This is a genomic window from Leptospira ryugenii (assembly GCF_003114855.1).
Lineage (GTDB): Bacteria > Spirochaetota > Leptospiria > Leptospirales > Leptospiraceae > Leptospira_A > Leptospira_A ryugenii.
Window position 1 is genome coordinate 527,165 of sequence record NZ_BFBB01000008.1, and the last position, 25,577, is coordinate 552,741.

At 39.7% G+C, this 25,577-nt stretch carries 23 protein-coding genes and 1 tRNA gene; 14 read left to right on the forward strand and 10 right to left on the reverse strand.

Annotated elements, in window-relative coordinates; all coding sequences use genetic code 11:
- Positions 1-35 precede the first annotated feature (35 nt).
- From DI060_RS15210 to DI060_RS15220, 3 genes are read left to right on the forward strand one after another with little or no spacing between them, the layout of a single operon-like run.
- Entirely contained in the window at positions 36-2,366 is a 2,331-nt protein-coding gene (locus tag DI060_RS15210; RefSeq protein WP_108977791.1) for an efflux RND transporter permease subunit, read from the forward strand.
- A 27-nt stretch (positions 2,367-2,393) separates the two neighbouring features.
- On the forward strand, positions 2,394-3,218 hold the full coding sequence (locus tag DI060_RS15215; protein ID WP_108977792.1) for an outer membrane lipoprotein-sorting protein: 825 nt from the start codon (positions 2,394-2,396) through the stop codon (positions 3,216-3,218).
- Between the two features lie 14 nt (positions 3,219-3,232).
- Positions 3,233-4,570 carry a hypothetical protein gene (locus tag DI060_RS15220; RefSeq protein ID WP_108977793.1) on the forward strand — a complete coding sequence of 446 codons (1,338 nt, stop codon included), beginning with the start codon at positions 3,233-3,235 and terminating at the stop codon, positions 4,568-4,570.
- Positions 4,571-4,573: 3 nt separating this feature from the next.
- On the opposite strand, the gene DI060_RS15225 is transcribed toward DI060_RS15220, so the two are convergent.
- Complete coding sequence (locus DI060_RS15225) at positions 4,574-6,010, reverse strand: hypothetical protein (RefSeq protein ID WP_108977794.1); 1,437 nt, start codon at positions 6,008-6,010, stop codon at positions 4,574-4,576.
- 68 nt (positions 6,011-6,078) lie between these two features.
- Here DI060_RS15225 and DI060_RS15230 point away from each other — a divergent pair.
- Positions 6,079-6,150, forward strand: a tRNA-Pro gene (locus tag DI060_RS15230).
- On the opposite strand, the gene DI060_RS15235 is transcribed toward DI060_RS15230, so the two are convergent.
- The 3 genes from DI060_RS15235 to DI060_RS15245 form a co-directional block, all read right to left on the reverse strand.
- The gene (locus tag DI060_RS15235; RefSeq protein ID WP_369689629.1) at positions 6,142-8,379 is read right to left on the reverse strand and encodes a heavy metal translocating P-type ATPase; all 2,238 of its coding nucleotides are present in this window, start codon (positions 8,377-8,379) and stop codon (positions 6,142-6,144) included. The two genes, DI060_RS15230 and DI060_RS15235, sit on opposite strands and share 9 nt — an antisense overlap.
- The gene (locus DI060_RS15240; RefSeq protein WP_108977795.1) at positions 8,357-8,560 is read right to left on the reverse strand and encodes a heavy-metal-associated domain-containing protein; all 204 of its coding nucleotides are present in this window, start codon (positions 8,558-8,560) and stop codon (positions 8,357-8,359) included. Before DI060_RS15240 ends, DI060_RS15235 begins: the two co-directional genes overlap by 23 nt.
- A 172-nt stretch (positions 8,561-8,732) precedes the next feature.
- The gene (locus DI060_RS15245; RefSeq protein ID WP_108978165.1) at positions 8,733-9,026 is read right to left on the reverse strand and encodes an LIMLP_16025 family protein; all 294 of its coding nucleotides are present in this window, start codon (positions 9,024-9,026) and stop codon (positions 8,733-8,735) included.
- A gap of 100 nt (positions 9,027-9,126) precedes the next feature.
- Between DI060_RS15245 and DI060_RS15250 the strand changes: the two genes are divergently transcribed.
- Positions 9,127-10,161, forward strand: a complete 1,035-nt coding sequence (locus DI060_RS15250; protein ID WP_108977796.1) for an arylesterase — start codon at positions 9,127-9,129, stop codon at positions 10,159-10,161.
- Here the strand turns inward: DI060_RS15250 and DI060_RS15255 are convergent.
- Entirely contained in the window at positions 10,119-10,634 is a 516-nt protein-coding gene (locus DI060_RS15255; protein ID WP_108977797.1) for a crossover junction endodeoxyribonuclease RuvC, read from the reverse strand. The genes DI060_RS15250 and DI060_RS15255 overlap by 43 nt on opposite strands.
- 135 nt (positions 10,635-10,769) lie before the next feature.
- Between DI060_RS15255 and DI060_RS15260 the strand changes: the two genes are divergently transcribed.
- Together DI060_RS15260 and DI060_RS15265 are read left to right on the forward strand one after the other, a co-directional pair.
- Positions 10,770-12,446: an acyl-CoA dehydrogenase family protein gene (locus tag DI060_RS15260; protein WP_108977798.1), complete on the forward strand. Its 1,677-nt coding sequence runs from the start codon at positions 10,770-10,772 to the stop codon at positions 12,444-12,446.
- 143 nt (positions 12,447-12,589) lie between these two features.
- Positions 12,590-13,252, forward strand: a complete 663-nt coding sequence (locus DI060_RS15265; RefSeq protein ID WP_108977799.1) for a hypothetical protein — start codon at positions 12,590-12,592, stop codon at positions 13,250-13,252.
- Positions 13,253-13,258: 6 nt separating this feature from the next.
- On the opposite strand, the gene DI060_RS15270 is transcribed toward DI060_RS15265, so the two are convergent.
- Entirely contained in the window at positions 13,259-13,927 is a 669-nt protein-coding gene (locus DI060_RS15270) for an START domain-containing protein (RefSeq protein WP_108977800.1), read from the reverse strand.
- Between the two features lie 98 nt (positions 13,928-14,025).
- On the opposite strand from DI060_RS15270, the gene DI060_RS15275 reads away from it, so the two are divergent.
- Both DI060_RS15275 and DI060_RS15280 read left to right on the forward strand, forming a co-directional pair.
- Positions 14,026-14,394 (forward strand): DoxX family protein, encoded by a 369-nt coding sequence (locus DI060_RS15275; RefSeq protein ID WP_209452055.1) that lies wholly within the window; start codon positions 14,026-14,028, stop codon positions 14,392-14,394.
- Positions 14,387-15,064, forward strand: coding sequence for a class I SAM-dependent methyltransferase (locus DI060_RS15280; protein WP_108977801.1), 678 nt, complete (start codon positions 14,387-14,389; stop codon positions 15,062-15,064). The genes DI060_RS15275 and DI060_RS15280 overlap by 8 nt, the downstream gene beginning before the upstream one ends.
- Here the strand turns inward: DI060_RS15280 and DI060_RS15285 are convergent.
- Positions 15,057-17,738 (reverse strand): TIM44-like domain-containing protein, encoded by a 2,682-nt coding sequence (locus tag DI060_RS15285; RefSeq protein ID WP_108977802.1) that lies wholly within the window; start codon positions 17,736-17,738, stop codon positions 15,057-15,059. The genes DI060_RS15280 and DI060_RS15285 overlap by 8 nt on opposite strands.
- Complete coding sequence (locus DI060_RS15290; RefSeq protein ID WP_209452072.1) at positions 17,725-18,222, reverse strand: tellurite resistance TerB family protein; 498 nt, start codon at positions 18,220-18,222, stop codon at positions 17,725-17,727. The genes DI060_RS15285 and DI060_RS15290 overlap by 14 nt, the downstream gene beginning before the upstream one ends.
- Before the next feature lie 119 nt (positions 18,223-18,341).
- Here DI060_RS15290 and metG point away from each other — a divergent pair, with 119 nt between their 5' ends.
- Genes metG through DI060_RS15310 form a run of 4 tightly spaced genes read left to right on the forward strand, consistent with a single transcriptional unit; the run spans position 18,342 to position 22,621 of the window.
- On the forward strand, positions 18,342-20,357 hold the full coding sequence (metG, locus tag DI060_RS15295; RefSeq protein WP_108977804.1) for a methionine--tRNA ligase: 2,016 nt from the start codon (positions 18,342-18,344) through the stop codon (positions 20,355-20,357).
- Between the two features lie 5 nt (positions 20,358-20,362).
- The gene (locus DI060_RS15300; RefSeq protein ID WP_108977805.1) at positions 20,363-21,658 is read left to right on the forward strand and encodes an adenylate/guanylate cyclase domain-containing protein; all 1,296 of its coding nucleotides are present in this window, start codon (positions 20,363-20,365) and stop codon (positions 21,656-21,658) included.
- 1 nt (position 21,659) lies between these two features.
- Entirely contained in the window at positions 21,660-22,262 is a 603-nt protein-coding gene (locus DI060_RS15305; RefSeq protein ID WP_108977806.1) for a phosphoribosyl-AMP cyclohydrolase, read from the forward strand.
- Positions 22,259-22,621 carry a rhodanese-like domain-containing protein gene (locus tag DI060_RS15310; RefSeq protein ID WP_108977807.1) on the forward strand — a complete coding sequence of 121 codons (363 nt, stop codon included), beginning with the start codon at positions 22,259-22,261 and terminating at the stop codon, positions 22,619-22,621. Before DI060_RS15305 ends, DI060_RS15310 begins: the two co-directional genes overlap by 4 nt.
- Here DI060_RS15310 and DI060_RS15315 read toward each other — a convergent pair.
- On the reverse strand, positions 22,618-23,094 hold the full coding sequence (locus tag DI060_RS15315) for a nuclear transport factor 2 family protein (protein WP_108977808.1): 477 nt from the start codon (positions 23,092-23,094) through the stop codon (positions 22,618-22,620). The genes DI060_RS15310 and DI060_RS15315 overlap by 4 nt on opposite strands.
- Before the next feature lie 49 nt (positions 23,095-23,143).
- On the opposite strand from DI060_RS15315, the gene DI060_RS15320 reads away from it, so the two are divergent.
- Positions 23,144-23,680, forward strand: a complete 537-nt coding sequence (locus DI060_RS15320) for an SRPBCC family protein (RefSeq protein ID WP_135355071.1) — start codon at positions 23,144-23,146, stop codon at positions 23,678-23,680.
- Here DI060_RS15320 and DI060_RS15325 read toward each other — a convergent pair.
- A complete protein-coding gene (locus DI060_RS15325; protein WP_108977810.1) occupies positions 23,672-25,552 on the reverse strand; it encodes an alpha/beta fold hydrolase in 1,881 nt (626 codons plus the stop codon). The genes DI060_RS15320 and DI060_RS15325 overlap by 9 nt on opposite strands.
- Between the last annotated feature and the right edge of the window lie 25 nt (positions 25,553-25,577).

Consider the following 25,577-nt stretch of genomic DNA (forward strand, 5'->3'; position numbering starts at 1 on the left):
AAAAGTGTCACCGATAGAAAAAGGAACGCAGATCAATGAAATCATATCTCAAATGGGTCGTGAAATACAATCGTTGGGTTCTGGGCTTTTGTTTGGCTGTAACCCTCTTTTTGGGCTTTCAAATCAAAAATCTCACTATCGAACTGGATCCGGATAAAAACTTACCACAGGACCATCCCTTTATCATCGCATCAAATACTGTGAAGAAAGTATTTGGTTCAAATTTTATCCTCTCAATCGGTATTACAAATCGCAATGGTAATATTTATGATGCTGCAGTGATCGAACGAGTTATCGCTTTGACAAAGGAGTTAAATCGGATCGAAGGCATTAACGCTGCAAATTCGATCAGCTTGGCTGCCAAAAAAGCTAAAAATATCGAAGGTTACGATTCTGGATTGTCTGTTAAAGCTATCATAGACCAAAGACTCAACTATTCCATTGAAGAAAATAAAACGGCACTGCGTCGTGCGATCACAAAAAATCCTATATACACCAATATTCTGGTTTCAGAGGACCAAACGACCACAACCATCAATTTAGAAATTGATTCAGACACAAAAAGATTTGAACCAATTGTAACACAAACGGAAGAAATTTTAAAAAAATATGAAACAGATTCTTTAGAGTTTAACTTAGGTGGTTTGCCTTACTTTCTTGCATGGTTAGAAAGATACTCTGCTAGGATGGGAATCTTTTTTTCGATCGCAATTCTCATAATTGGTATCCTCCATTATGAGGCATTTCGTACTCACCAAGGATTGGTCCTGCCATTGATTACTGCTATCTTCGCTGTGATTTGGGGCTTAGGAATGATTAGCCTAACAGGAATTCCTTTAGATGTCTTTAATGCGACAACTCCTATACTCATTCTAGCAGTAGCCGCTGGACATGCTGTTCAAATTTTGAAGAGGTACTATGAAGAATACAATCTCATCAAAAAGAATTCTGAAATTTCAGACGATGAAGCCAATAAAAGAGCGGTTATCAAGTCACTCACAAAAGTAGGACCTGTTATGATCATCGCATGTTCTGTCGCTTGTTTGGGATTTTTATCTTTGCTTTTCTTTCGAATCACAACTATCAGAACCTTTGGTATTTTCTCGGCTTTAGGGATTTTCAGTGCCTTGTTGATTGAAATGACTTTGATTCCTTCTCTTCGTTCGATACTATCTCCACCAAAATCTGATGAAATTCACAAAGAATCTTCAGAACGAGTTTGGGATAAAATCATAAAAGTTATTTCAAACACAGTTTTAAATCATAAAAAAAGTAAGATTTTTGGAATCTCTTTCATTATCTTAATCTTTGGATTTGTGGGCAGTCGTTTCTTAGTCGTTGAGAATCGAGCTGAAGGTACGATATCAAAAGATAGACCAGCCATAACCCAAGACCATTTTCTTAGCGGAAAACTCGCAGGCACAAATACGATGAATCTTCTGATTAAAGGGAAGGAAGATAGTATCAAGGAGCCTGAGGTTTTGAATTTCATAAGAAATTTGCAAGCCTTAGTGGAATCGGAAAAAGAGGTTGGGAAATCAATCTCAATCGTTGATCTAGTAATGAAAATCAACCAAGCAATGAATGCGGATCGCTTGGAATTCTTTGCAATCCCTCAAGACAAAGAATTGATTTCTCAGTATTTGCTTCTCTATTCTATTTCAGGTGATCCCGGTGATTTTGATAGCTATGTAAACTTTGATTATAGTATGGCGAATGTGACTGTCTTTATGAAGACAGATAGTACAACAGCGACAAGTTTGCTCGTAAAAAAGATCCAAGATTTCGTAGAAAAAAACGCACCTAAATCTATTGAAGTTTCAATTGGAGGAAGTAATGCAACCAGCGCCGCTCTCAATGAGGTGATGGTCGAAGGAAAGGTCTTAAATATTGTTCAAATCATAAGTGTCGTGATTCTAGTCACTGGTTTGGTATTTCGTTCTCTGTTAGCTGGTATTTTGGCGGCCATTCCTCTAATATTTTCATTAGCATTAAACTTTGGGACGATGGGACTATTTGGTGTTCCTTTAAATATCACAACATCCTTAATCTCTGCGCTCGTTGTTGGGGTTGGAGCTGACTTCTCAATTTATCTGCTCTTCCGAATCAAAGAAGAGATTTCAAAGCACAATGATGATAGAAGGGCTATCCAGGAAGCTCTGAAGTCTGCAGGAAAAGCTATCCTATTTGTTGCGACAGCTTTAGCGGGAGGGTATTCGATTCTAATCTTCTCCTTTGGTTTTTATACGCACATCTATCTGGGTATATTCATTCCACTCGCCATGTTAACGAGCTCTTTTTCGGCACTCATTGTTTTAACTGCGGCCGTTTTCCATCTGAAGCCAAAGTTTATCTACGCAGATTAATTTAAATTAAATCAAAGGAGAAGATTTATGAAAAATCAAAAGCACAAAATACACAACGGACATATCGTACTTGGAGCATCGATTTGGTTATCGCTGGTCTTTGGAAATATTGAAGCTCAGGAGAAAATTGACTTAAACAAATTGGTAGAAAAAAGCAATCAGGTCTTAAAGGTAAGTGGATCTGTCAGTGAGTCTACCTTTATCTTAACCGATAAAAACGGACAAGAGAGAAAGAGAAAAACAATCTCTTACACCAAACTAGCAAATAACGGTATAGATAATACTCGAAGCACAAAATTTCTATCCCCAGCCGATGCTAAAGGAACGGGAATCTTGTTGGTTGAGAATCATAATGGTGAAGATGATATTTCTCTTTATCTTCCTGCTTTGAAGAAAGTAAGAAAGATTGCAGCGGGAGGCAAAAAGGATAGTTTCGTTGGAACAGATTTTTCGTATGCTGATGTAGTTGGATTTAAAACAGACGATTGGGTGTATAAAAATTTAGGCGATACTACAATATCAGGAAAGATTTGTTATACGATCGAGGCAACTCCCAAATCGGAGAAGACCACTTTTGAAACCGGATATTCGAAAAGAGTCTTAAAAATCCAAAAAGACAATTTCATTACTCTGGCAGGTGAAGCTTATGATGAAAACGGTGACTTAATTAAAAAATTTGCTTTCTCAGATTACCAATTGGTTGAGCCCAACAAAAACAAGTGGTGGTCAATGAAAGCAGAGGTACAAAATGTACAAACAGGTCATAAAACAGTCATCCTTACTGAAAATTTTAAAGTAGAGCCTGAGCTTGAGGATAAATACTTTTCTACTCGATTTTTGGAACGAGATTAATTGGGAATTTAAACGTGAAATCTCGATTGCTCTATCTCGTAATTTGTTTCTTGGTTTTTCCTCTTCAGAGCATAGCTTCTGAGGAGGATTCTTCTTTCTCATACACAGGATCTCTAAGATTTGGAGCTTGGACGTCTTCGAGGACATTAGATAACCAAGCCAATATCGGTGTGCCAAGCATCTGGCTAAAATCTAAATATGAATTTTCAGAAAATACAAAAATAGTTGTAGATGGTTGGATTCGAAAAGAAGGTGCAACGAACACTTCTCCTTCTCGGGGAAGTTTGAGAGAAGCATATCTCCAGACGAATTGGGGTGATTGGGAATTCAGTGTTGGTCGAAGGCTGTTTCTTTGGGGTAGGGCGGATGGTATCAATCCTACCGACCAAATCTCGCCTCGAAACTTTACCCTGTTAGTTCCTGAAGATAGTGAACAAAGATTAGGTGCCTATTCAGCATCTGCAAAATACTTTTGGAAAGACCATTCCTTTCAGTTCATTTCCCTTCCTTACTTCGTTGGAAATACTGTTCCGATACCAGAACAAGGATATCCACTTAGCAATCGGATCCAATACCCATCTGGAGTGCAGAACCACTTCGCTTTAAAATGGGAAAAATCAGGTGGGGAGGTAGATTATTCAGTTTCTTATTACCAAGGGTACGATCTGAGCCCAGATTTGGGAATCAGAAGAGTACCGAGAATTTTTACAAATGAAACGCAAGTAGCAATTTGGGAACTGTCTCCTAGCTACCAACTAAACCATGCCAAAGTTTTGGAAGCTAATTCACTGCAAACTACCGCAAATCATTATCGAATTCATATGTATGGTGCGGATGTCTCGAAAGTGATTGGAAAGTATTCACTACGAGGAGAGACAGCTTATATACACACCGCCGATCCGAATGGAAAAGATCTATTTATAAAGAATTCAAATTGGCAATCTGTATTGGGTGGAGATAGAACTTTTTTAGAGTATTTAAATGTGAACATTCAATATATTTACAAGAGAACATTTTTTGTACAGAATACAGACCAGATCCTAGATCCATACGAACGTTCTATAGCAAGGGTAAGCCAAGTCATATCAAATCAATTGTTTGAACATTTACATGGCTTTTCCCTCAGACTTTCTTACAAATGGTTTCATGAAACCTTGGAAGGAGAGGTAAGTTATGTACGGTATGTAACTTCTGGAGATTACTTGGTTCGTCCTAAATTAAAGTATGCGATCTCGGACCAGTTTTATTGGATACTAGGGGGTGAACATTACTCTGGATCTGATCAGACCTCCTTTTTTGGATTGTTAAGACGGAACTCGGGTGTTTTTACTGAGATTCAGTATTTTTTCTAAAGCTCATTCAATCTTTCGATAATATTCACCATTGAAATAAAAACCATCGATTTGATCGGAATACTTACCGCTGTTATCACGTTTTATTTTTAATTTGAAGGATTTTCCCAGAGGATATTCATAGTAAGGAGTTCCTTCATCTTTTATTAATTCACCTTCGTTGTTATCTGTTAATCTCCAACGTACACCTGCTTCGTTTTCCCAATACAATGTAGATGAGTCTTCCACGATTGTACCTCGATGCCAATCATTCTCCTCTGGTTCTCGTACATATTGTCCGATCATTGAATCACTTTGTAAACTACTCCACACTTCCTTGGAAGGCTCTTGGAATCGCAGTTTAGAGAGTAATGAAGGCTCTGCTCTCCTGATTCTCTTCTCAAATGATTCTTGGTAATAATCAGATTCGAATTTTCCAACAAAATCCTTAGGCCAAGAACTACGGTCATGCCATTGGTGGCCCTTGGCCTCCAATTTAAATTCTGTATAGTTTCGATAGATATGATGAAAAAATTCATGCTGTAAAAACTGAGGAATATAGAGTCTCCTCTCCAGTGAATCAAAGGATTTTTCATTCACGCCAAAATGTGGTTGAGCTCTTAAAAGAAACTCATCATCAATCAGAATCAATGGACTTCCGTTATAGGCTGTTCCCATTCCTCCACCAGTAAAGTAGTATGTCTTTTTCAGCTCTTGATTGGAAGGTTTATGAGAGGGAAATACTAGCATCCAAAAATCGGTTCTTTGTTTGATACTGTTTGGAACTTTCTGCCAAAGGATCTCCATTGCTTTTTGTTCAGGTCGACTTGTAAAAGCGCCTTCCGCCACCTTTTGCATTTCAATCGGTAGGCTCACTTTCAGTGGAACTATTTCAATGATGACTTTCACCTGCCCTTCAAAAAGAGCACTTAGATATTCAGCAAAAAGCCATGTTGATTCTTTTAGGACCTGATACTGGTTTGCTGCAATTTTCGGACTTATGCGATAAGATACAGGTTTACCTTTGTTATATTCCGCATCCCCAAGATTTGACGGATCATAACCAGTGGCTGAATCAGGAATTAAGATTGTATATCGGAATGTCTCTCTCTCCTTGGGGATGCCAGAAGATAGTACATTTGCAACCTTTGTGATCATTTGAAGGGAAGCATAAGCAGGTGGGTGGCCTGTAAAAATCCCACCTGCATTTTCAGGAATGCTACTTGTACTTTCAGGGTTTGACCGCCAATATTCTGTTAGGAGACTGTTGGCCGCTGCATAGTTTGCGGACCGAATCAGATCCTCTGCTTTCAGATATGTTTCTACAGCCTCCACATAACCTTTAGGAATGGAAGTCGTTCCAAAGGCATTGAATAGAGTAGGTTTTGCCGGACTCTGTCCATTCAGTAGAATTAAAAAAAGGAAAGATGCAATGGAAAACCTAAAATAGCTATTCCTCATGTTGCTGGCCTCCGAGAAAGCCTTGCCATTTTACAGTAGATTTGGCATTTGGAAAGTACAGTTTCTTTCGGGATGTAGCGCAGCGGTAGCGCACTTGTCTGGGGGGCAAGGGGTCGCCAGTTCAAATCTGGTCATTCCGAGGAGACTTTCACCTTCCCTTTCAGACGAAGCGCATTCAGAACGACAGATACAGAACTAAAAGCCATGGCGGCACCGGAAAGCCAAGGAGCTAAGAGTCCCATACCAGCAATGGGAATCCCTACCAAGTTATAGCCTAGCGCCCAAATGAAATTTTGGCGGATATTTGAAACGGTTTGTTTTCCGATCAGAATGAGTTCAAGTATTCGATCTAAGTCACCCTTTATAAGTACTACATCTGCCGTACGGATTGCTACATCCGAACCTGTACCCATGGCAATCCCGACGTGAACTTTTGCTAGGACTGGAGCATCATTGATTCCATCACCGACCATTGCGGTACAATCTTTCTGGGCAAAAATTTCATCCATTCTAGAGACTTTGTCTTGGGGCAATAAATTTCCATAGAATCGTTTGATCCCAACTTGTTCAGCAACGCGCTTCGCTGTTTCTACCGTATCACCTGTCAATAAAATCGTTTCGATACCCATGGTTTGCAAAGTTTGAATTGCAGAACGAGCGGTAGCCCTGATCGGATCCTCAATCGCAAAGACTAGAATTCCATTTTCTTTTCCAGCAAATGCTGCATAGACGATGGTTTTTCCTCGCATTTGCCAAAGCTCTATTTTCGTTTCCAATTCGGATGAAGGGAAAAGTTCCAGAGATTCGATCCACTTTCTGTTTCCTATCCGGTATTCGATTTGGTTGAAGACTGCTGAAAGACCCATACCTGCTTGGGTTTGGACTGTAACTCTCGTTAGCAATTTTACATTCTGTACTTTTCCAAACTGCTGGATCGCCTTTGCTAAGGGATGTTCTGATTGGGATTCCATCATGACAAGGACAGAAAGATGATGGGAGATTGAGGAAGGTGAGTTGATCGGAGTATAAGCCCAGTCGACAACCGTAGGCTTTCCTTCTGTCAAGGTTCCCGTTTTATCGAATCCAATTTTTGTGATTTTAGCAACTGTTTCAAGCGCTTCTGCATTTCGAAAAAGTATACCTCTCTTTGCAGCCCTATCTGTGGCGACTAAAAGAGAGATAGGTGTTGCAAGACCCAATGCACAAGGACAGGCAATTACCAGAATTGCAATTGAAGTTTCGAATGCTTGGATGAAATTCTCGTCGGATATAAGGAAGTAATAAATAAAAAAATTGATGAGAGCAATCGAGATCACCAAAGGAACAAAATAAGAGGAGATTTGATCGGCAACCCTTTGGATGGGTGCCTTTGTTCCCAAAGCAATCTCTACCGATTGGATAATGTTGGATAAAGTTGTGTCTTTTCCAACTTTTGTTGCTAAAACCCTTAATGATCCATTTCCATTGATGGTTCCAGTTAGAATCGTATCCCCTTTTTGTTTTTGAACTGGAAAACTTTCGCCAGTTAACATAGATTCATCGACATAACTTTCACCATCGATAATCTTCCCATCTACTGGAAATCTCTCCCCAGATTTTATGAAGAGTACGTCTCCTTCTCGAACATAATCTGTAGGAAGATCGATTACTAAATCATTTCTTTCAATATGCGATATGTCGGGCTTCAATTTGAGCAAACTTTTGATTCCTTCACTACTGTCTGCTTTTATTGAATGTTCTAACCACTTTCCTAACAAAATAAATGTGATCAGCACTGAAGATGTTTCAAAATAAAGATGAGACCCATACCAACTGAACCCATAAGCAGCTGAAGTACCTAAGACCACGAGTAGATCCATATTCGCACCTCGGTTTTTTAAGGCACGAAAGGCACTCAGATAGAAAGGAAATCCTATACCAAATTGCACTGGAGTTGCTAAGAGAGCTTGGAACCATTTCTCCATCAGGAGTTGGTACATTGGTAAAAAACTCAGAAAAGAAAAATGAGAAACCATTCCGTAAAACAAGGGAAGTGAAAGTATACAGGATATGAAAAATCTCAGCTTGAGAGATTTTATATAAGCTCTCTGTTTTTGGTCTTCGAGATCCAACTGAGAACCATCATGAAGAATTGCAGAATATCCTAAATCTTTGATCTTCTGGATTAAGGATTCATCGCTCACATCTTTATTTGTGGTAACATAAACAGACTCACGTGCAAAGTTCACCCGAACTTCTTCGACTCCTGGAACTTTGCTCAACCCTCTCTCAATCCGAAGTGCACAGTTTGCACACGTCATTCCTATAAGACTAAAGGTTTGGCTTTTGGAAGAAAGTGAAATTAAATCAGATTGGGTGTCCAAGTACAAATCCTTCTTCCTTCAACTCCCTTCCAATGGATTCATATTCTTGGAGAGTGAGCGGATTGGAAACGGAGATATGATTTGCACTAAGGTCTACAGTTACTTGTTTATTGTGAGTTTTAAAAATAGTCTCAACCGTTATTTTGCAATGATTGCATGACATCCCAGTTACTTCGTACTGAACCATTTCTGTCTCCTAGATCTTTGATTTAAGGATACCTGGTTCAGGGCGAGAGCGGTCAAGAGAGCAATTAAAAAAAATTATGCTGTGGGTTACAGTAAATAACAGGTGAGAAAAAACCGGCAGGCCTCCCTAAGAAAACCTGCCAGAAGAAATTCAGGATGGTGAGATGAATTCGTTATTTGGAAGGGTCTTCTTTGTCCTGTTCTTTAATTTTGTTGAAGTAATTGACAACATTGTCCTTTAGCTCATCAAAACGCACGATTCCCCAGGCAACACCCATTTTTACTTTTAGGGCCCCGTCGCTTGTGTCTTTCTCTCCCTGTTCAGAGAGTTTCTTGAAATTGGTTTGAAATTCGCTTTTCTTTTCGTTGAGGTCGACGACGAGTTTCTCCCAAACCTCTTTCGAAGTCTTCACAGCGCCAATGCCAGCGTTTACGATCTCTTGTAATTTGTTTTCTACATTGCTCATCGGAGTTCGCTCCTCTATTTCCATTATTTTGCAGTGCACAAAACTGGCAAGACAATTATATTTTCCTAGAGATTTCTAGCAGGTAGGCTCACTTTCGTCTATGCTCCGAAACAATTTAGCCCAGACAGCACTTCTCCTTTGCCTCTGCTTCTCCTGCGGAGGACAGCTTGAAATAAAATCCCTACCAGACTGCCAAAAGATATCAGGGGTCCCTGGCCCAGAAGACATCGATTTTTTCACTGCCAAAAATAAACCCTATCTCTTGGTTTCCGTACACAACAGAAGGAACATGGAAGAGATAGGTTGGTTGTCAATGGTCGATCTGAGTCTACCTCTTTCTGAACAAAAACCATTACGTATTAAAGCAAATTACCCCGAACATTTTAGACCACATGGGATAAGTTATGCGAAGGTGAATGGGAAGGATACCTTAGCTGTTATCTCGCATACTCTTTTGGACGAAACTCCGCACAGAATTGAAATCTTTGAGCACCTTGAGGGAATTGAATGGAAACATACAAAAACTTTAGAACATCCACTGTTAACAGGTCCGAACGATCTGTTCTTAACAGAATCTGGTGAAATCTTTTCATCCAATGACCGTGGGCCTGAAAACAAACTGATGCAATATGTAAATATGATCATCAAACGTGGAACAGCCGATTTAGTTTATTACAACGGGAAAGAATTCAAAAATCTCGACCACAAAGTGATTTTAGGCAATGGAGTATTCTATCGAGTGGAAAAGGGAGAAGAAATACTCTATCGATCTGTATTTTCGGAGAAATCTATCCATGTATTTAAGATCAATCGAACAAATGAAGGAATGAGTCTTGAGTTCCGAAAGAAAATAGAGATTGGGAGCGGACCAGACAACATTATGCAAGATCCCTCAGGAGATCTGTATGTGGTAGGACACCCATCTGTTTATTCATTCTTAAAACATGCCTCATCCAAAAGTATGATATCACCTTCGATTGTGTACAGAATCAACCAAGGCACAGACAAAGTGGATCTTGTCTATTCGAATGATGGATCGGAAATTTCTGCTGCAAGTACCGCTTATGAATTTGGTAAACGTATCTATATCTCTCAAGTGTTCGAGGACTTTCTTTTGACCTGCGAAAAGCCTTGAAGTAGGGATTTTCCAACAAAAGCAGCCGCGATGGCATCCCAAGAGTCATCGTGGCCTTTTAGATCTTCAAACCGAAGGAGCAATTGGATAGCTTGGCGAACTTCCTTTTTTGTCGCATTTCCTTTCGCAGAAATCCCCTTTTTTATCTGAGTGGCTGAGGGTTGGACTACGGGGATTTTATGTTCACCTAAGCCAAGTAAAATGACACCTCGCGATTCCGAAACTCTCATACCGTTTGTGATATTCTTTACGAAAAACAATTCTTCTACGGATGCAAAATCAGGTTGGTAACTACTTAAAATTCCTTCCAGCTCTTCTCGAATTTGGAGCAAGTTTTCTGGGGAGGGAGTTTTCGGTGGCACTTCGATGGTTCCATAGCAGAGAAGTTCAATTTTTTGCTTTCTGTCATCCGGGAAAGACAGGATCGCATACCCAACCCGATGAGAGCCAGGATCAATTCCAATGATTCGCATTTTTTACCTCATTTCTCGCGAGAAACCTATGAATGACATCGGCAATTTGACGAGAGGTCTTGTCTAAAATGAAAATGACAGGGTACTTTCCTTCTGTATAGTGGAAGAAATCATTCCCGCAGGACCGAAAACGACATGACCGCAACTGCAGTAAAATTAGAAAAATCCATCGCTGAGAAGGCTTTAGCAGCCCAATCCGCTCTTCTCAACGAAGTAACCAAACGCCTCGCCAAGAAAAACTCCGAAAACGGAAAGGTATCCGTATCCAAAATGGACCAAACGCAGCACGTGTTCTACCAGCTCGCGTGGTTCACCGCTCAACAGAGAGTGGCTGAAAACTTTTTGGTCTATGCTTGGGACGAGAGCAAGGGGACTGGCGAGCTTGAAAAACAAATGGCGGTATCATTTGCAGCCGAAACGATTACCAACATTCGTTCGGAACTGGCAGCGAGACCTACAGAGTATGAACTTACATACCAAGAAATCTTTGGAAAGTTATTTACAGATGAAATCAACACTTTCGTAGAGTCTAGTTCGAAGATTGAAAACTACACTTCCATCGTAGATAAAATTGTCGATCTTGGACACTTCGGAGCTTACGGGCTTTCAGAAGACCACGAAAACTTCCGCCAAATCTTCAAAGACTTTGCAGAAAATGTTGTTGCTCCGCAATCCGAGCATGTCCACAGACATGACACTCTGATACCAGCTGATATCATCAATGGATTAAAGGACATGGGATGTTTCGGACTTTGTATCCCAGAAAAATTTGGCGGTATCCAGCCTGATGATCGCCCAGACAACATATCCATGTTAGTCGTCACTGAAGAGCTATCTAGAGGCTCACTAGGGGCAGCAGGTTCACTCATTACTCGACCTGAAATCATGTCCAAAGCACTTCTCAAAGGTGGAACCGAAGAACAAAAGAACAAATGGTTACCCCTCCTTGCCAGTGGAGATAAAATGGCGGGGATCATGGTGACAGAGCCAAACTATGGTTCTGATGTTGCAGGTATTTCTGTAACTGCAAAAGAAGTTCCTGGTGGTTTTGTGATCAATGGGGTAAAGACATGGTGTACCTTTGCTGGTTATGCAAACTTACTCCTAGTTCTCTGCAGAACAGAATCTGACCCAAGCTTAAAGCACCGCGGTCTATCTATCCTCCTTGCTGAAAAACCATCCTTTGATGGCCATGAGTTCCATTTCAAACAAGAAGGTGGTGGTGTGATCCAAGGAAAGGCCATTGGTACGATTGGTTACCGAGGAATGCACTCTTATGAAGTATCCTTTGAGGACTATTTTGTTCCAAAAGAAAACCTACTTGGAGGAGATGCAGGCCGAGGAAAAGGTTTCTACTACCAAATGGAAGGGTTTGCGGGAGGCCGTATCCAAACAGCAGCTCGCGCGAATGGAGTCATGCAAGCCGCTTTAGAAGCAGCACTTCGTTACTCTCAAGAGAGAAAGGTATTCGGAAAGCCAATTTACGATTATACACTCACTAAGTTCAAAATTGCAAAGATGGCGATGATCACCCAAGCTACAAGGCAGTATACAAACTATGTAGCAACTTTGTTGGACGAGCATAAAGGCCAAATGGAAGCTACCCTTGTAAAACTCTATGCATCTAAAATTGCAGAGTGGGTGACAAGAGAAGCGATGCAGATCCACGGAGGTATGGGTTATGCAGAAGAATACCCAGTTTCACGATACTTCGTGGATGCAAGGGTCTTCTCTATCTTTGAAGGAGCCGAAGAAGTCATGGCACTACGAGTGGTTGCCAAGGATCTTTTGGACCAAGCGCTCTCAGCGTAATTCCAAGCTCTTCGCTTTTTCTAACCAAAACCCGAGGTGTCCTCGGGTTTTTTTTTACCATTTCGAAATCCAAAAGTCGGCTTGCCAGAACGAGAAATATACCATACCATTTCCAGATGCTAAGCCTTCTGTGTCAGAACACAATGTATCCAAAAATTGTTTTCCTTTTAACTCTTCTCCTTATTTCCTTTTGTACCCAAGACGCCAAAGAAAGAAACATCGCACTCGAGAACCCAAACCAACTCCGAGAGATTTGTGATGAAAATGCGGAAGATGTTTTTGAAGCATTATTTTTAGAAAAATCGAAGGAATCCATGAAGGTCAGATCGGGCCAAGCCCTTTCCGTAGTGGCAGCGGGAGGAACCGCGATTACAGAAACGATACTATACTTAGGTGGCGGTGCAGCCGTTGGCATCCTTGTTTGTTCGCCGATCCTCATGGCAGAGGCAGCAAGCGATACAAAATCTGGGCATGGCATTAGTTGTGCTTTAGAAGTTGGATCAAAGGTCTCCGTTGCATTGGCAGCAGAAGGAGGTTATGAGTATACAAAAAAAGTATGGAAAAATACAGATCATCTACGTGATTTTGATTATGATGAACTTTCTTCTTTGGTTAGAGCGAATAGCGAGTGTTATTTGAAAACAGGCCAAAAAAAAGACATCATTACTGCAGCCAAACAAATTCAGGAATGGAAAAAAAATAATGATATTTGGGTGCACTTAAGTTTTCAGGAACAAAATAAAGTGGAGGCATTGGAAAAAAGAATTCTAAGCCTCCTGTATGAGAAAAATTCTCAGAAAAACTGAGATTCTTTATTCAAATTCTTTGACCCAATCCAACTTTGTGTCTTTATGTTTTCCCTCTTCCACAGCTTTTCGTAAACTGAGTAGTGTGTTATACGGTGTATCAGTGATTGCTAAATTGATAACCGATTGAGGAATGGAGCCACCTGGTTCAAAATGTGCCTGGTATTCAACACGAACTTTTCCCGCAGCAGTTGGGATGATTCTCCAAATTGCATCAAATGAGTCCATTCTAGTTACTCCTGAGGGAGATGGTTTAGAAACAGATTCTGTTTTTTTAAGTTTCATGCTTGCTACTTTTGTTTTTGCATTTTGGTCCAAAGTTCTTTCCATAATGATATCGCGATCGGAAACAGGCCAAGGAGCACCATTCCTAACATAGACGATGTTTTTTCTTTCATTTCCAGAAAGAACCACCAATTCTTTACAATTGAAATATAAACTCTTGCAAGATTCCAATTCGGTAAGCAATGCAAAGATTTGTGATATTGTAGCGTCTACTTCTGTTTTTCCTAGAAATTCATCCACGGAAGAACCTGGATATTCTCTCGTAAGTACTGTTACCGAATTCTTTCGTTTCGCCTCTTTCCATGTAGGCTCTTCTGCTCTAATTCCTGTTGTGGAATCAATAGCGAGAAGGAACACCGTGAGAACGAGAGCTGAAATCTTTTCTTTCATAAAACCTTTCCTTTAAATGAAGTATAAAACTTTTCTTGCATTTATTTGTGAAAGTCGAGATTTAAACATGCGGCGATTATTTTTTTTTGGAGCATTTGATGAAAAAGTTCTTTTTATATGCAATGGGTCTTTTCTATGTATTAGCTGGTTTGAACCACTTTTTTTCCCCAGAATTTTATTATCGAATGATGCCCTCCTTTGTTCCGAACATTGAGTTAACCAATATAATCGCGGGGATTGTTGAAATTATTCTAGGTATCCTGGTATTGATTCCTTCTACTCGTAAGGTTGCTTGTTATGGAATCATTGTACTTCTGATCGTAGTATTCCCAGCAAATGTGCAAATGTTACTCAATGCATTGAATGGAATGGATATGGGAGTTCCCATCATTGCTTTGTATGCAAGGCTACCGATCCAAATTCTATTTATCTATTGGTCGTATGCTTTAAAAGACTATCGTGCTTGATTCTTTACATCAATTCCGTTTTCCAGAGGCTGAATTGATGGAAGGTGAGCAGGTAAGGGCTTACGCGGATGCCGATTTTTCTTTGTCACATCAGTCCATCATAGACACCTTGTCTCAGGTTTTGGGCACAAAGCATATACCAGAATCCATCGTTGATTTGGGTTGTGGTCCGGGAGATATGACTTCCCGACTTTTGACTTTGTTTCCGCAAGCAAAGCTTCTTGCGATCGATGGATCAGTATCTATGATTCAATATAATCAAAGCTTTTTGGAGAAAAGAAATCAAACTAAACATGTTTCATTTTTATGTAGCTGCATACAAGATTGGATACCCTATACATCTTATGATTTGATTTTTTCCAATTCTCTTTTGCATCACTTACAAGATCCGTTTGTGCTCTGGTCCGCCATCCAGAGAGCCATGGGAGAGAATAGTTTTATATTTGTTTGTGATTTAATACGTCCAGAAAGTTTTTCGCAGTGTGAAGTTTTGGTCAATCGCCATGCAAAAGATGCTTCCGATATTTTAAAAAATGATTTTCTGAATAGCCTTATGGCAAGTTTCACAATCGAAGAGGTAGCCAAACAGCTAGATTGCGTCCGTTTGGCTAATCGTATGAAACTAGTGCAGATCAGTGATAGGCATTGGATGGCTCATAGTCTCATTTGATACTATCCAACAACCAATCCGAGAGTTGTTTAGGAATTGGGCTGCCGCAATAAGAGCAGGAAGATGCATCCACCTCTGGAAAAGGGGCACCACATTGTTTACATGAAATTTCAGAGAAACCAATGCGTTCATCCCTTTCGTCATGAAGTTTAAGTATAAGATTTGTTTGGCGATATTCAGGCGATGCTTTAAGAGACCTAGCTGCACTCCAATGTAAGACTACATTTGTGAATGTTGCTTTTTGTTTTGTTTGAATCTCTTTTATTTCGGAGGCACCAACAGCAGGCGTGTAGAAATATTCCTGGTTCCGTACGGACTGCAATGCCTCAGTGGAAGATACCTCTCTGAGTAAATACGTATCATTTGCCTTTGTTTTTGCATACATCCATTTCCATAAAAGTGCAGAGGCACGGTCTTCAATGATCTGAATCGATGTTGGTAGATTTGGATGGTTCTTAGCAAAACTTTCTTCTGAAACAAATCGATTTGGTTTCCATTCAATCACCTGTGTGATTTCAGACAGAACCCAATCTGCTTCACCCGAATTGAAAATCGTTCCACAGTGGGAACATTTGGTTGTCGTGTGGCTCAATTCAGTGTTTGCCCCACAAGAGGGACATACATTGTGAAAGAGATTTTGACCTTTCACAGTCTGGGCATCAATTCTCCTGGAAAAACTATAGATTTCTTCGTAGGTACCCAATTGGCTGGATCTAAGTCTTTCTTTTATTTGTGATTCTGGAGTGTCGGTTGGTAAGGTGATATCTTTGGCCGCACATTTCATCTTTACATGAATGGTTTGGTATCCATGGAAACTTGTGTGCAATACAATGGATTGGTCCTTAACTGAAAAATTTTCCATATGATTTTTGGATCCATCTACTTCCGCCATTAACTTTAGTTGGATTTGAAATCTTTGGAAGACTCCAGCCGAAATAAATGGCCGAGCACTTTCCATATTTCCCTGGCACCATGCGTCTACAACTCGTTCAGCAATGAGTTTTGTTTTTTGGAAAAACTCTTCCCAAGTAAAATCTGGATCAGTGTCTTGCATCAGCTTGGTGAGCTTCTGGAAGGATCGTTTCTCAACGATGATTCGTTTTTTATGATTTAAGTATATGAAAGCAATCGTAAGTGGTAGGAGTAAGAGGAGAGTATTGACAATTAAATAACCTATATTTGATCCAGAGCCAGGTGCCAGAAAAAAAGACCTAAGCATACAGATATATTGCAAAAGATAATTTTTTGTAAATGTATCGCCTTGCGTTTCCACTTTTATGATCGGCCACATTCCTTCAGGAATGGTATGCGGCCAATTAACAAATATTTTGTTTTGATCAATCCCAATCTCAGCTGGCAATTCAAACTTAAAGGATACACGACTACAATAATTACAATCTGTTACATAAAGGCCAATCTTAGTTGTCTTGAGGTCGATAGCTTTGGGCATTTGGATTTCCATCGCCATAGATCCCATTCTCGTTCCAGTCCCTCCTCCGTATACGATAGGACGTAGGTAAATCAGATGGTTTTCCGTATCGCTTGGTCGTTTATGCTCCCCCAAAATAGAATATTGGAAATGGTATCGATTGAAGTCCGAACCATCAATCCTTTCCTTTTCTGGAGGCAGTGTAATGGCTAAAGAAAACAAATGCCAAAATGAAGTTTCTAAACCATCAGAAATGTTATAAATAAATTGATAGGCTGGATCAAGAACTGGAATTTGTTCGTCCAGAAAAAGTTCAGGATTGAATACGATCGTATGATAGGCAAACGTATCTGATTCTTTGGTATACAGGTAACCTTCATAATGGTTACTCATATTTTTCTCCACCCTCACTTTTTCTTGGGTATAATAAAACTTTTCGTTTGGATTTATCTCCTTTTTGTGAGCTAAGTTGAGATTTGACTCGGGGAAGGCCGTTAAGGTAAAATCTATAAAATCATTGCGCAGGTTTTGGAAGGATACCGCAACTCTTTGTTTGTCTGTTTCAAATGCGACTGTCTCATAACCGTAGTCTTCTTTGGATTGGTCGTAGAACTTTTGTTTTATTTGAAATTGTTTCCATTGGATGCTATCATCCCATGAAATGTCGAGTTGAGAATTTTGTTTGTCTGCATCTTTTTGATTCAATTCCCATAAGACAATTTGAAACCCACCCAAATCTTCAACCGCATTTGCTATGGTGTATTCCAATTCTATAAGGAGATTTTCTTTGTTTGTGCCTTCGGGCCAAGGGATGATGATCTCAGTTCCTATGGCATAACTTGCAAAGGGACCTTTTACTTGTAGGTCTTTGATTTCCCAATCGCCAATTTGGGAAAAGTTTTTCCGTTTGATCCCGACCTTGGCAGAATTCTTCACCACAACAAATGACTCTTGTACAAATGCAGTTCCATCTGCATGAAAGTGGATTTTGGTTTTGTGGCCTGTCGACGTAAAGTAAGCGGTTGGTTCTGGACTCGAGGTTGTGTAGGATTGGTAAGAGTTTCCATTTGAGCTTGAGGAGGAACTGTTCCGAGAATTGGAAGAGCGGAAAGTGGAAGAACTGCTCCGCGAACTCGAACTGGAGGAAGATGATCTATATGTACTTCCCATCCCTGGACGAGGTTCCAGTGGTAGAAAAGCAAAGCAAATGGTTAGAAGGAAGACAAAAACTCTAAAGATTGCCAAGGTACTTTCTTTCCACCTGGTGTTTGTCCATAGGAGAAATTTGTAATTCTTGGGCTAGGTCATTGAGAAACTCAACTTCGGTCGCATTCAATGTGCCATCACTTGCCACGATGCAAACAGCATCCTCATAAAAATTTAAACAATATTGGTCATTTCCCAAAACAGATTTAGAAACAGTTTTCATAGGTAGCGGATTCTCGAAAGTCTCGGAAAGGACGAGCAAGACCTCTTTTTTTCGGTCTTTGTATTCACTGAGAAGGCATCCAGGTTCAAAGAGCACGTTTACCAATTCAGAAATCAACTGGCTCTCACCTTTTTTGACTTGGCCATCCACATTGCAGGCATAAGACCATAAACTTACTAAAATCTTTGCATATTCAACGTGCAGATCCTCAGAGAGAGCGAAGGATTTTTTGAGGGCATCCGCATCCTTGTTTTTAAGAGCATTTCCTTGCTTTAAATTTTGTACGATTTTTTTGGCCATAACAAACAATGAACTTAAAATAGAATTTTTTGCCTTCAACTGAATTTTGCTAATTTTCTCAAAAATAAAGAAAAATAGCTGAATTCAATCTCAATGAATCCAAATTGGAAGAAAGATTTATGTCGAAAAAAATTCTCGTAACTAGCGCTCTTCCCTATGCAAACGGATCTATTCACTTGGGTCATATTTTGGAGGCAGTCCAGACAGACATTTGGGTTCGGTTTCAAAAACTGAAAGGCAATCAATGTTATTTTTTCTGTGCAGATGACACCCACGGGACCCCCATCATGATTGCTGCAAAAAAGCTTTCGAAAAGTCCAGAGGAGCTGATCGGAGAGGTCCAAAAAGAACATTACCAAGATCTCACATCATTTTTAGTTGAGTATGACAACTATTATACGACAAATTCCGATGAGAACAAATTTTATTCCGAACAGATTTACCTTCGCCTAAAAGAGAAAGGACATATTTCCTCTAGGAACATCGAACAATCATATTGTGAGCACGACAAGATGTTTCTACCAGATCGTTTTATAAAGGGAATATGCCCAAAATGTGGCGCCAAAGATCAGTATGGTGATTCCTGCGAAGTCTGTGGTACTAGCTACTCACCAAAAGACCTAAAAGACTCGTATTGTTCTATATGTGGAAACACCCCAGTTCTAAAAGAATCGAAACATCTCTTTTTTAAATTACAAGACTTCGAATCTCCTTTGAAAGAATGGTTGTCCACAAAAGATCGATTAAACGAGGGCGCCCAAAAGAAATTACAAGAATGGTTTTTGTCCGGATTACAAGAGTGGGACATCAGTCGTGATGGACCTTATTTTGGATTTGCCATTCCAGGAGAAGAAAACAAATACTTTTATGTCTGGTTAGATGCACCGATTGGATATATGGCCTCTTCTAAAAATTTCTTTAAAGATGAGGCTCTATTCAATGAATTTTGGAAAGATGGGAAGGGTGAGATCGTTCATTTTATTGGAAAGGACATTTTGTACTTTCATGGCTTGTTTTGGCCCGCTATGTTGATGGGTTCCGATTACCAAACACCAAAACAATTAAATGTTCATGGATTTCTCACAGTCAATGGGGAAAAAATGTCCAAATCAAGAGGGACATTTATCAATGCTTCGACCTTTGTGAAATATTTAGATCCAGAACATTTCAGATTTTATATGGCATGTCGTTTGGGCTCTGGCATGGAAGATGTGGACATTTCGTTCGAGGATTTTGTTTCTAGAGTAAACTCTGATTTGATAGGAAATTTAGTAAATCTTGTTTCTAGAGTTTCCACGTCTATCCTGGATAAGTTGGATCGGAGATTAGGGCCTTTGTCTGCAGAGGGAAAAAGTCTACTCCAAGAGCTTTTGGACAAAAAAACTGACATTGAAACTGCCTATGAGCAAAGAAACTATTCAAAAGTGATGCGAGAAATCACTTCTTTGGGAGATAAAGTTAACAAGTATGTAAACGATTATGCTCCTTGGAATCTAGTTAAGACTGATCTAGAAAAAGCAAGAGAGGTTGTGACAGTTTCTAGCAATTGTGCAAAGGTTTTATTTACCTATCTTGCACCTGTGACTCCCAAAATAAGTGCAGAAATTCAAAAGCTCTATCAGCTTAAGACTTTGGATTTTTCTAATTTGGAAAGTACTTTGGAAAACATCACGCTTGCACCTTACCAAATGCTGACAAAACGCGTGGAAGAAAAGAACATACAAGTAATGATCGAAGAAACAAAAGATAGTTTCAATCAAAACAAACAGACAGAGGCAAAAGTGGAAGTCAAAGAAGTTACAGATACTGGGTATATTAGCATAGAAGACTTAAGCAAAGTTGAACTACGAGTAGGATTGATTGCCGAGGCAAATCATGTAGAAGGAGCCGACAAGCTGATCAACGTGAAAGTGGATTTAGGGGAAAAGGGAATCAAGAATGTGTTCGCAGGCATAAAAGCCGCTTATGCACCGGAAGATTTACTTGGTAAAAAAGTCGTAGTTGTTGCCAACTTAAAGCCAAGGCAGATGAAGTTTGGCCTTTCGGAAGCTATGCTTTTGGCAAGTGGTAAAGATTCGACATTATCTTTATTCGTCCCTGATCGATCCGCCAATCCAGGGGACCTCCTCAAGTAGACATTATGTTTAGCAAAACAGAGTTACTTCTAAAGGAAAAAGAAATCCAAGGAATTTCATTGAGTTTACTTGGAAAGATGTTTGTAGCTAGCCTTTTGCTAGTTGTTACATTTTTTGTTGCGAACTCTTTAAATGAAATCCTCTGGGTAACTCTAATGAGTCTCCTATTCATAACGTTTTTGTTTCTAATGCTTCGTTTGCTTAAGAAAAAAAAGTCGGTCATGTTTATAGGGCTCATATCTGTGGTGATTGACATAGCGGTTGTAACTGCCTTGCCCTTTGTTTGGTATGATTCCGTTGGCGGCGATGCAGTCCCAAGAACGTATATAGTAAAAACTTATATTCATAACATTTTATTTGGAATTTTACTCTTACATGCCTTTACCTTACATCCTATTTACCCGTTGTTGTATGTCTTTGGTGTTGTCATAGGACAGAGTGGCATCCTACTCTATGCACAAAACGATCCTAGATTTTTAACCACGGATAGTTTTCTGGAAGCTATGTTGGGAAATGCGGTACATTTAGGCACGTATTTGATGAGTATGGGAGTCGTAGCCATCTTTGGATTTGTAGTCGCATTCCTTGCTTATATTGTTCGAAACACCCTCTATTCAGCTGTTGGAAATGAAATAAAGTTTAACCAGCTATCTCGTTACTTTTCACCCAATGTAGTTGGTGAAATCAGCACTGCCGATGATGCCTTTTTTGTTCCAGGAGGGAAAGAGCAAACTGTTGCGATTCTATTTTGTGATATTGAGGGATTCACAAATCTCTCCGAGTCACTTGGCCCCAATGGAACCATACAATTTCTTACAGAGTTTCATTCCATAATGTTAGACGAAATCTTTCGTTTTAACGGAACTTTGGATAAATTCATTGGTGATGGGATGTTGGTTACGTTCGGTACGCCAATCGCAAGTGAGTATGATGCGAAAAATGCACTTCTTGCTGGTATCGCAATGATGAAACGATTGCAAGTTTGGAACGAAGAAAGGAAAAAATCCCAATTGAATCCTATCAACATTAGGATTGGCATCCATTATGGTCCAGCCATTGTGGGAAATGTTGGTGCCGAAAAACGATTAGAGTATACAGTCATCGGTGACACTGTAAATGTCGCAAGTAGGATAGAGTCCATAGGCAAAGAAATTAAAAAGAATTTTCTTGTCTCAAAGGAATTGATTTCAAATATACAAGGATTAGAAACTCTCGAGGCAAATTTAAAATCCTTGGGTTCCTACACATTTCGTGGGAAATTAGCATCTACTGAACTATTCTTCGTAGACGTAAACCGTTGATATGAATCTTTCGATTCAAAAAAATATCATTCTCATTGAAAAAGATAAATCAGCTCATTTTCGATTAAATCTTGTTACACGGTCAGTTGCCGACAAATGGATAAATGAGAAACTTGAAGGCAAAAGCCATTCTTTATTTATGGACTGTGATGAAGATGCATACCTTTTCATCTATGAGTCTTTGCCAAAATCAGACCAACTGACTCTGTTTGCAGAAAGAAAACAAAAATTGCCTTTAGAACAAAGATTAGATGCAAGAGAAATACAATTTCCTGATCTCTATCCTATCCTTGCGGTCGACAATGATTGGCATCCACTGATGGTTGCGTGGGCAAAACCAGAATCTATCCAACTAGCACTCGAAACAGGAAAAGGAACTTACTTCAGTCGGTCTCGAAATAAAAAGTGGGTGAAGGGTGAGGATTCAGGACATATCCAAAATATAATCGATGTTTGGCTTTCCTTAGAGCCTTTTTATGTAATCTATCGTGTCAAACAAACAGGAGCTGCCTGCCATACGGGATATTATTCTTGTTTTTTTCGTCAGATGCGAATGGGTGAAGAACCAAAAGTTATCTTTGAACACAAAGTTGGGGAAGTATGAGCACAAAGTTGATTTTAATAGGAACCATAGGATTGGTATTCTTGTTTTGGTTGGTCCGCAGACAAATGAGCCAATCTCAAAATCCACAAATCGTACAAGACAAGTTAAAAATGGGCGCTGTAGTGCTCGATGTTAGAACCAAGGCAGAATTTGAGACAGGACACTTCCCAGGCGCAAAACATATCCCTGTAGATGAGTTGGAATCTCGTCTGTCTGAATTAGGTGGTAAGGAAAAAGCAATTGTTGTCTATTGTGCCTCAGGAATGAGAAGTGGGAGAGCGAAATCCGTATTGGAATCGAACGGGTATATCGATGTCACAAACGCTGGCGGACTCTCCCAAATGCCATCAAATCCTTAGCTGATGCGTTTCCGTTTCATGTAAAGTGCGAGGCCAGTATTGGCTTCAGTTCTAATTTTGTTTTGGATCATAGGTAGCCATCCAAACAAATAGCCTACTGGTCCCATTGCCATACCTGCCCATTTCCAAAGGGAAAAGGAATCTTTATGTGATTTGATTTTTCCGTTTTGGAACGTAAATTCTGCATGAATGCGGTTGTAGACCATCCTTCCTGTTTTGCTAAAGCTATAGTCTGCTTCCCAATCAGCAGATCCCGTTTGGTCATCTGCCTTCACATTGGAGAAACGAATGGAAAGATTTTGTCCTCGTTCAACTAACATTTGCCACATTGCTCCCACTTCTTTCCCTTTTAGATCAGTAAATGCAGGATCGGAGAATGTCGCTTCTGGATCGTAACAGGAGGACATCGTGACTCCATCTTTGTTTTGGAAGGCGCTATAAAATTTGGTGATTAATTCTTCATTAGGATGCATGGTGGCTGTAAAGTATCATAAAATTGTTTTTATAAGCAAGAATAAAAGTATGCCTCGTTCTTTAAAATTTTCTCTTTTTCTATCCTTCGTTTTGGTAGCAATGGTTCTTTTCTTTTATCTGACTGGATTATTCCAATCTGAGTTGTTTGAACAATCTATATCGGAGGTGATGCCTGCACCGAGAGAGGAAGTTTGGAATTATCTAGTAGATGTTGAAACTAGATCCAAGTCAAAACAGGAAGTCACACAAGTTCTCATTCTGGAAAAAAATGATTTAGGCCTTCCACTCGTTTGGCGAGAGGAAACCGATTTAGGAGGCTATCGACAATACCGATTGCTGGAATGGGAAAATGGTAAGCGTTTTGTTCAAACTCTGGAATCGTCCAGTTTTCGAATCCATGGTTCATGGACCTACACGATTGAAGCGACAGGAAATTATAGCAAATTGATCATTACAGAATCTTCGCGAATAGAGAGTCCACTTGTGAGAGGGGCAACTTTTTTTGTTGGAAGAGCCAATAGTCTACAAAAGGAAATGGAACTTGCTCGGAATCATTTCGCCGAGCGAAGCCAATCTTTAAGGTAACTTATGAATCCACTCATCTACACCTTCACAGATCTTTCGTACCGTATCATTGTGAAAGATAATGCCTAGGTGGCCTTGTTCATATTTTGTAAGCACTTTGTTTTCTGACTTTAAACTTGCGAGATCTGCTAAAGATTCTTCTGGTACGATTTGATCCACAGTACCAACTACACTATAAATTGGTAAGTTGTAGTTATCGAAAAAGTTCTTTGTATAGTTAATCTTTCCATCGTTGGAGAGGAAACTTTTTTCGTTATAAATTTGGCTTTGAAAGAATTGCATGATAACAGAAACAGACTCTTCACAGAATACATCCTCCATGAGAAAATACCATTCTGGAGGAGTGATCTCTTTATAACCGACAAAGTCCTTGATCGTGAGAACCCTTGTTCCAATATCATAACTAAAGTTTCTTAAACTGGAATGTAAATTTAACAAAAATTTAAAGAACTTTTTGAGATCGATTGTTTGGATGGTCGCCTGCATGGAAAATGAGGCCATGCTGAAAATCATATCGGAGATCATCTTATGAGGCAACATTCCAAATCCTTTTTTGATGGTATCCAAACCGATAAAATTAGATTTTAAACTGATGTAATTCGGTGAGGTAATGGATACAACTCCAGCGATGTGATCTTCTGGTTTTGGTAAGTTGAATTCTTCTTTGATTTCTTTGATGATGTCATAAGAAGAGGCATAGAACCGAGGTATCATACCACCCATACTGTGACCAATCACCACAGTTTTTTCACTGCGGTAATGCCAACGGATCCATCTTAGGACTTCTGGAAAATCGTCTTGGATATAATTGTCTACAGTCCATCCTTCCTTTTTTCCATACTTAGGCATTGTTTGGCGAGACCTACCGCGCATATCCATCAAAAATACTCGGTATCCATGTTTCAGGGCAAGTTCCTTGGCTAACTTGTCCATTACTGAGCGACGACAGAAAAAACCAGGAATGAGAAGAAGATTTTTTCCAGTGTTATTTAACTTTTCTGGAGTGAAACTTTTAAGTGATACCGCATAACCTTCCGTAGTTGGGATAATGAAAGAGGCATCCATTCTATATTCAATATTGTATTGATGAGATTTAAAGATAATGGATGTTACAGGTTCCTTTTGGTCTTTTGTTGTGGTATAGAAAAGATTTCTAGAATTGGAAACTGTGTCGGCCTTTTCTATATTCTTTTGGGCAATGTAAAAATCACTTTTGTCTTTCGATTCTTTGCTCACAACAAAATCAATGACATCAAAGAGTGAGTACAACTGAAGGATAAGAGGTCTCATTTGTTCTTCAGGGATTGGGTCCTTTGTGATGCCCCAAAGGATTCCGATGGGTGTATCATTGACAAACAGAGGAAGGCCTATGGCATAGTTCATCGTTTCAGAGAGTAGAATCTTTTTCTCTGGGTGGATCTCAGCTTCTTTTAAATTGATGTACTGGACTTCTGGCCTAAGCCCCTTGTTGTAATCGATGATTGCTTTCTGAAGGAAATGTGCGGACTCATTGCGAGGATCGCTCAAAGAAATGGGTCTCGCCTTCTGCATATACTCTTCGATCCCTGGGATTTTGCGTCTTTCAGCGATTTCTCGGAGTTTGAAATGTGTAGCCGTGGCTACGATGCGCAGTTCATCTTCGTCTATGACTTCAAAAATAGAAAAACTAAATACGGGCTCATCGTCAAAATGAACCAAAGAAACCATTTTGTTTGTAAATGAAGTCCAGATATTCTCTAGGAATTGGAAAGTGGGTTTGGGCACCGGGAAAATAAAGATTTTCTCGGGGCTGACCATCAGACTGCTGCTGGATTGGCGTTTTGAGTTCCGGATCTGTCTATCTTCCCAATATGGAATTTCTTCTAGGCCCATTCACACAACCTTTGAAAGTATTTGT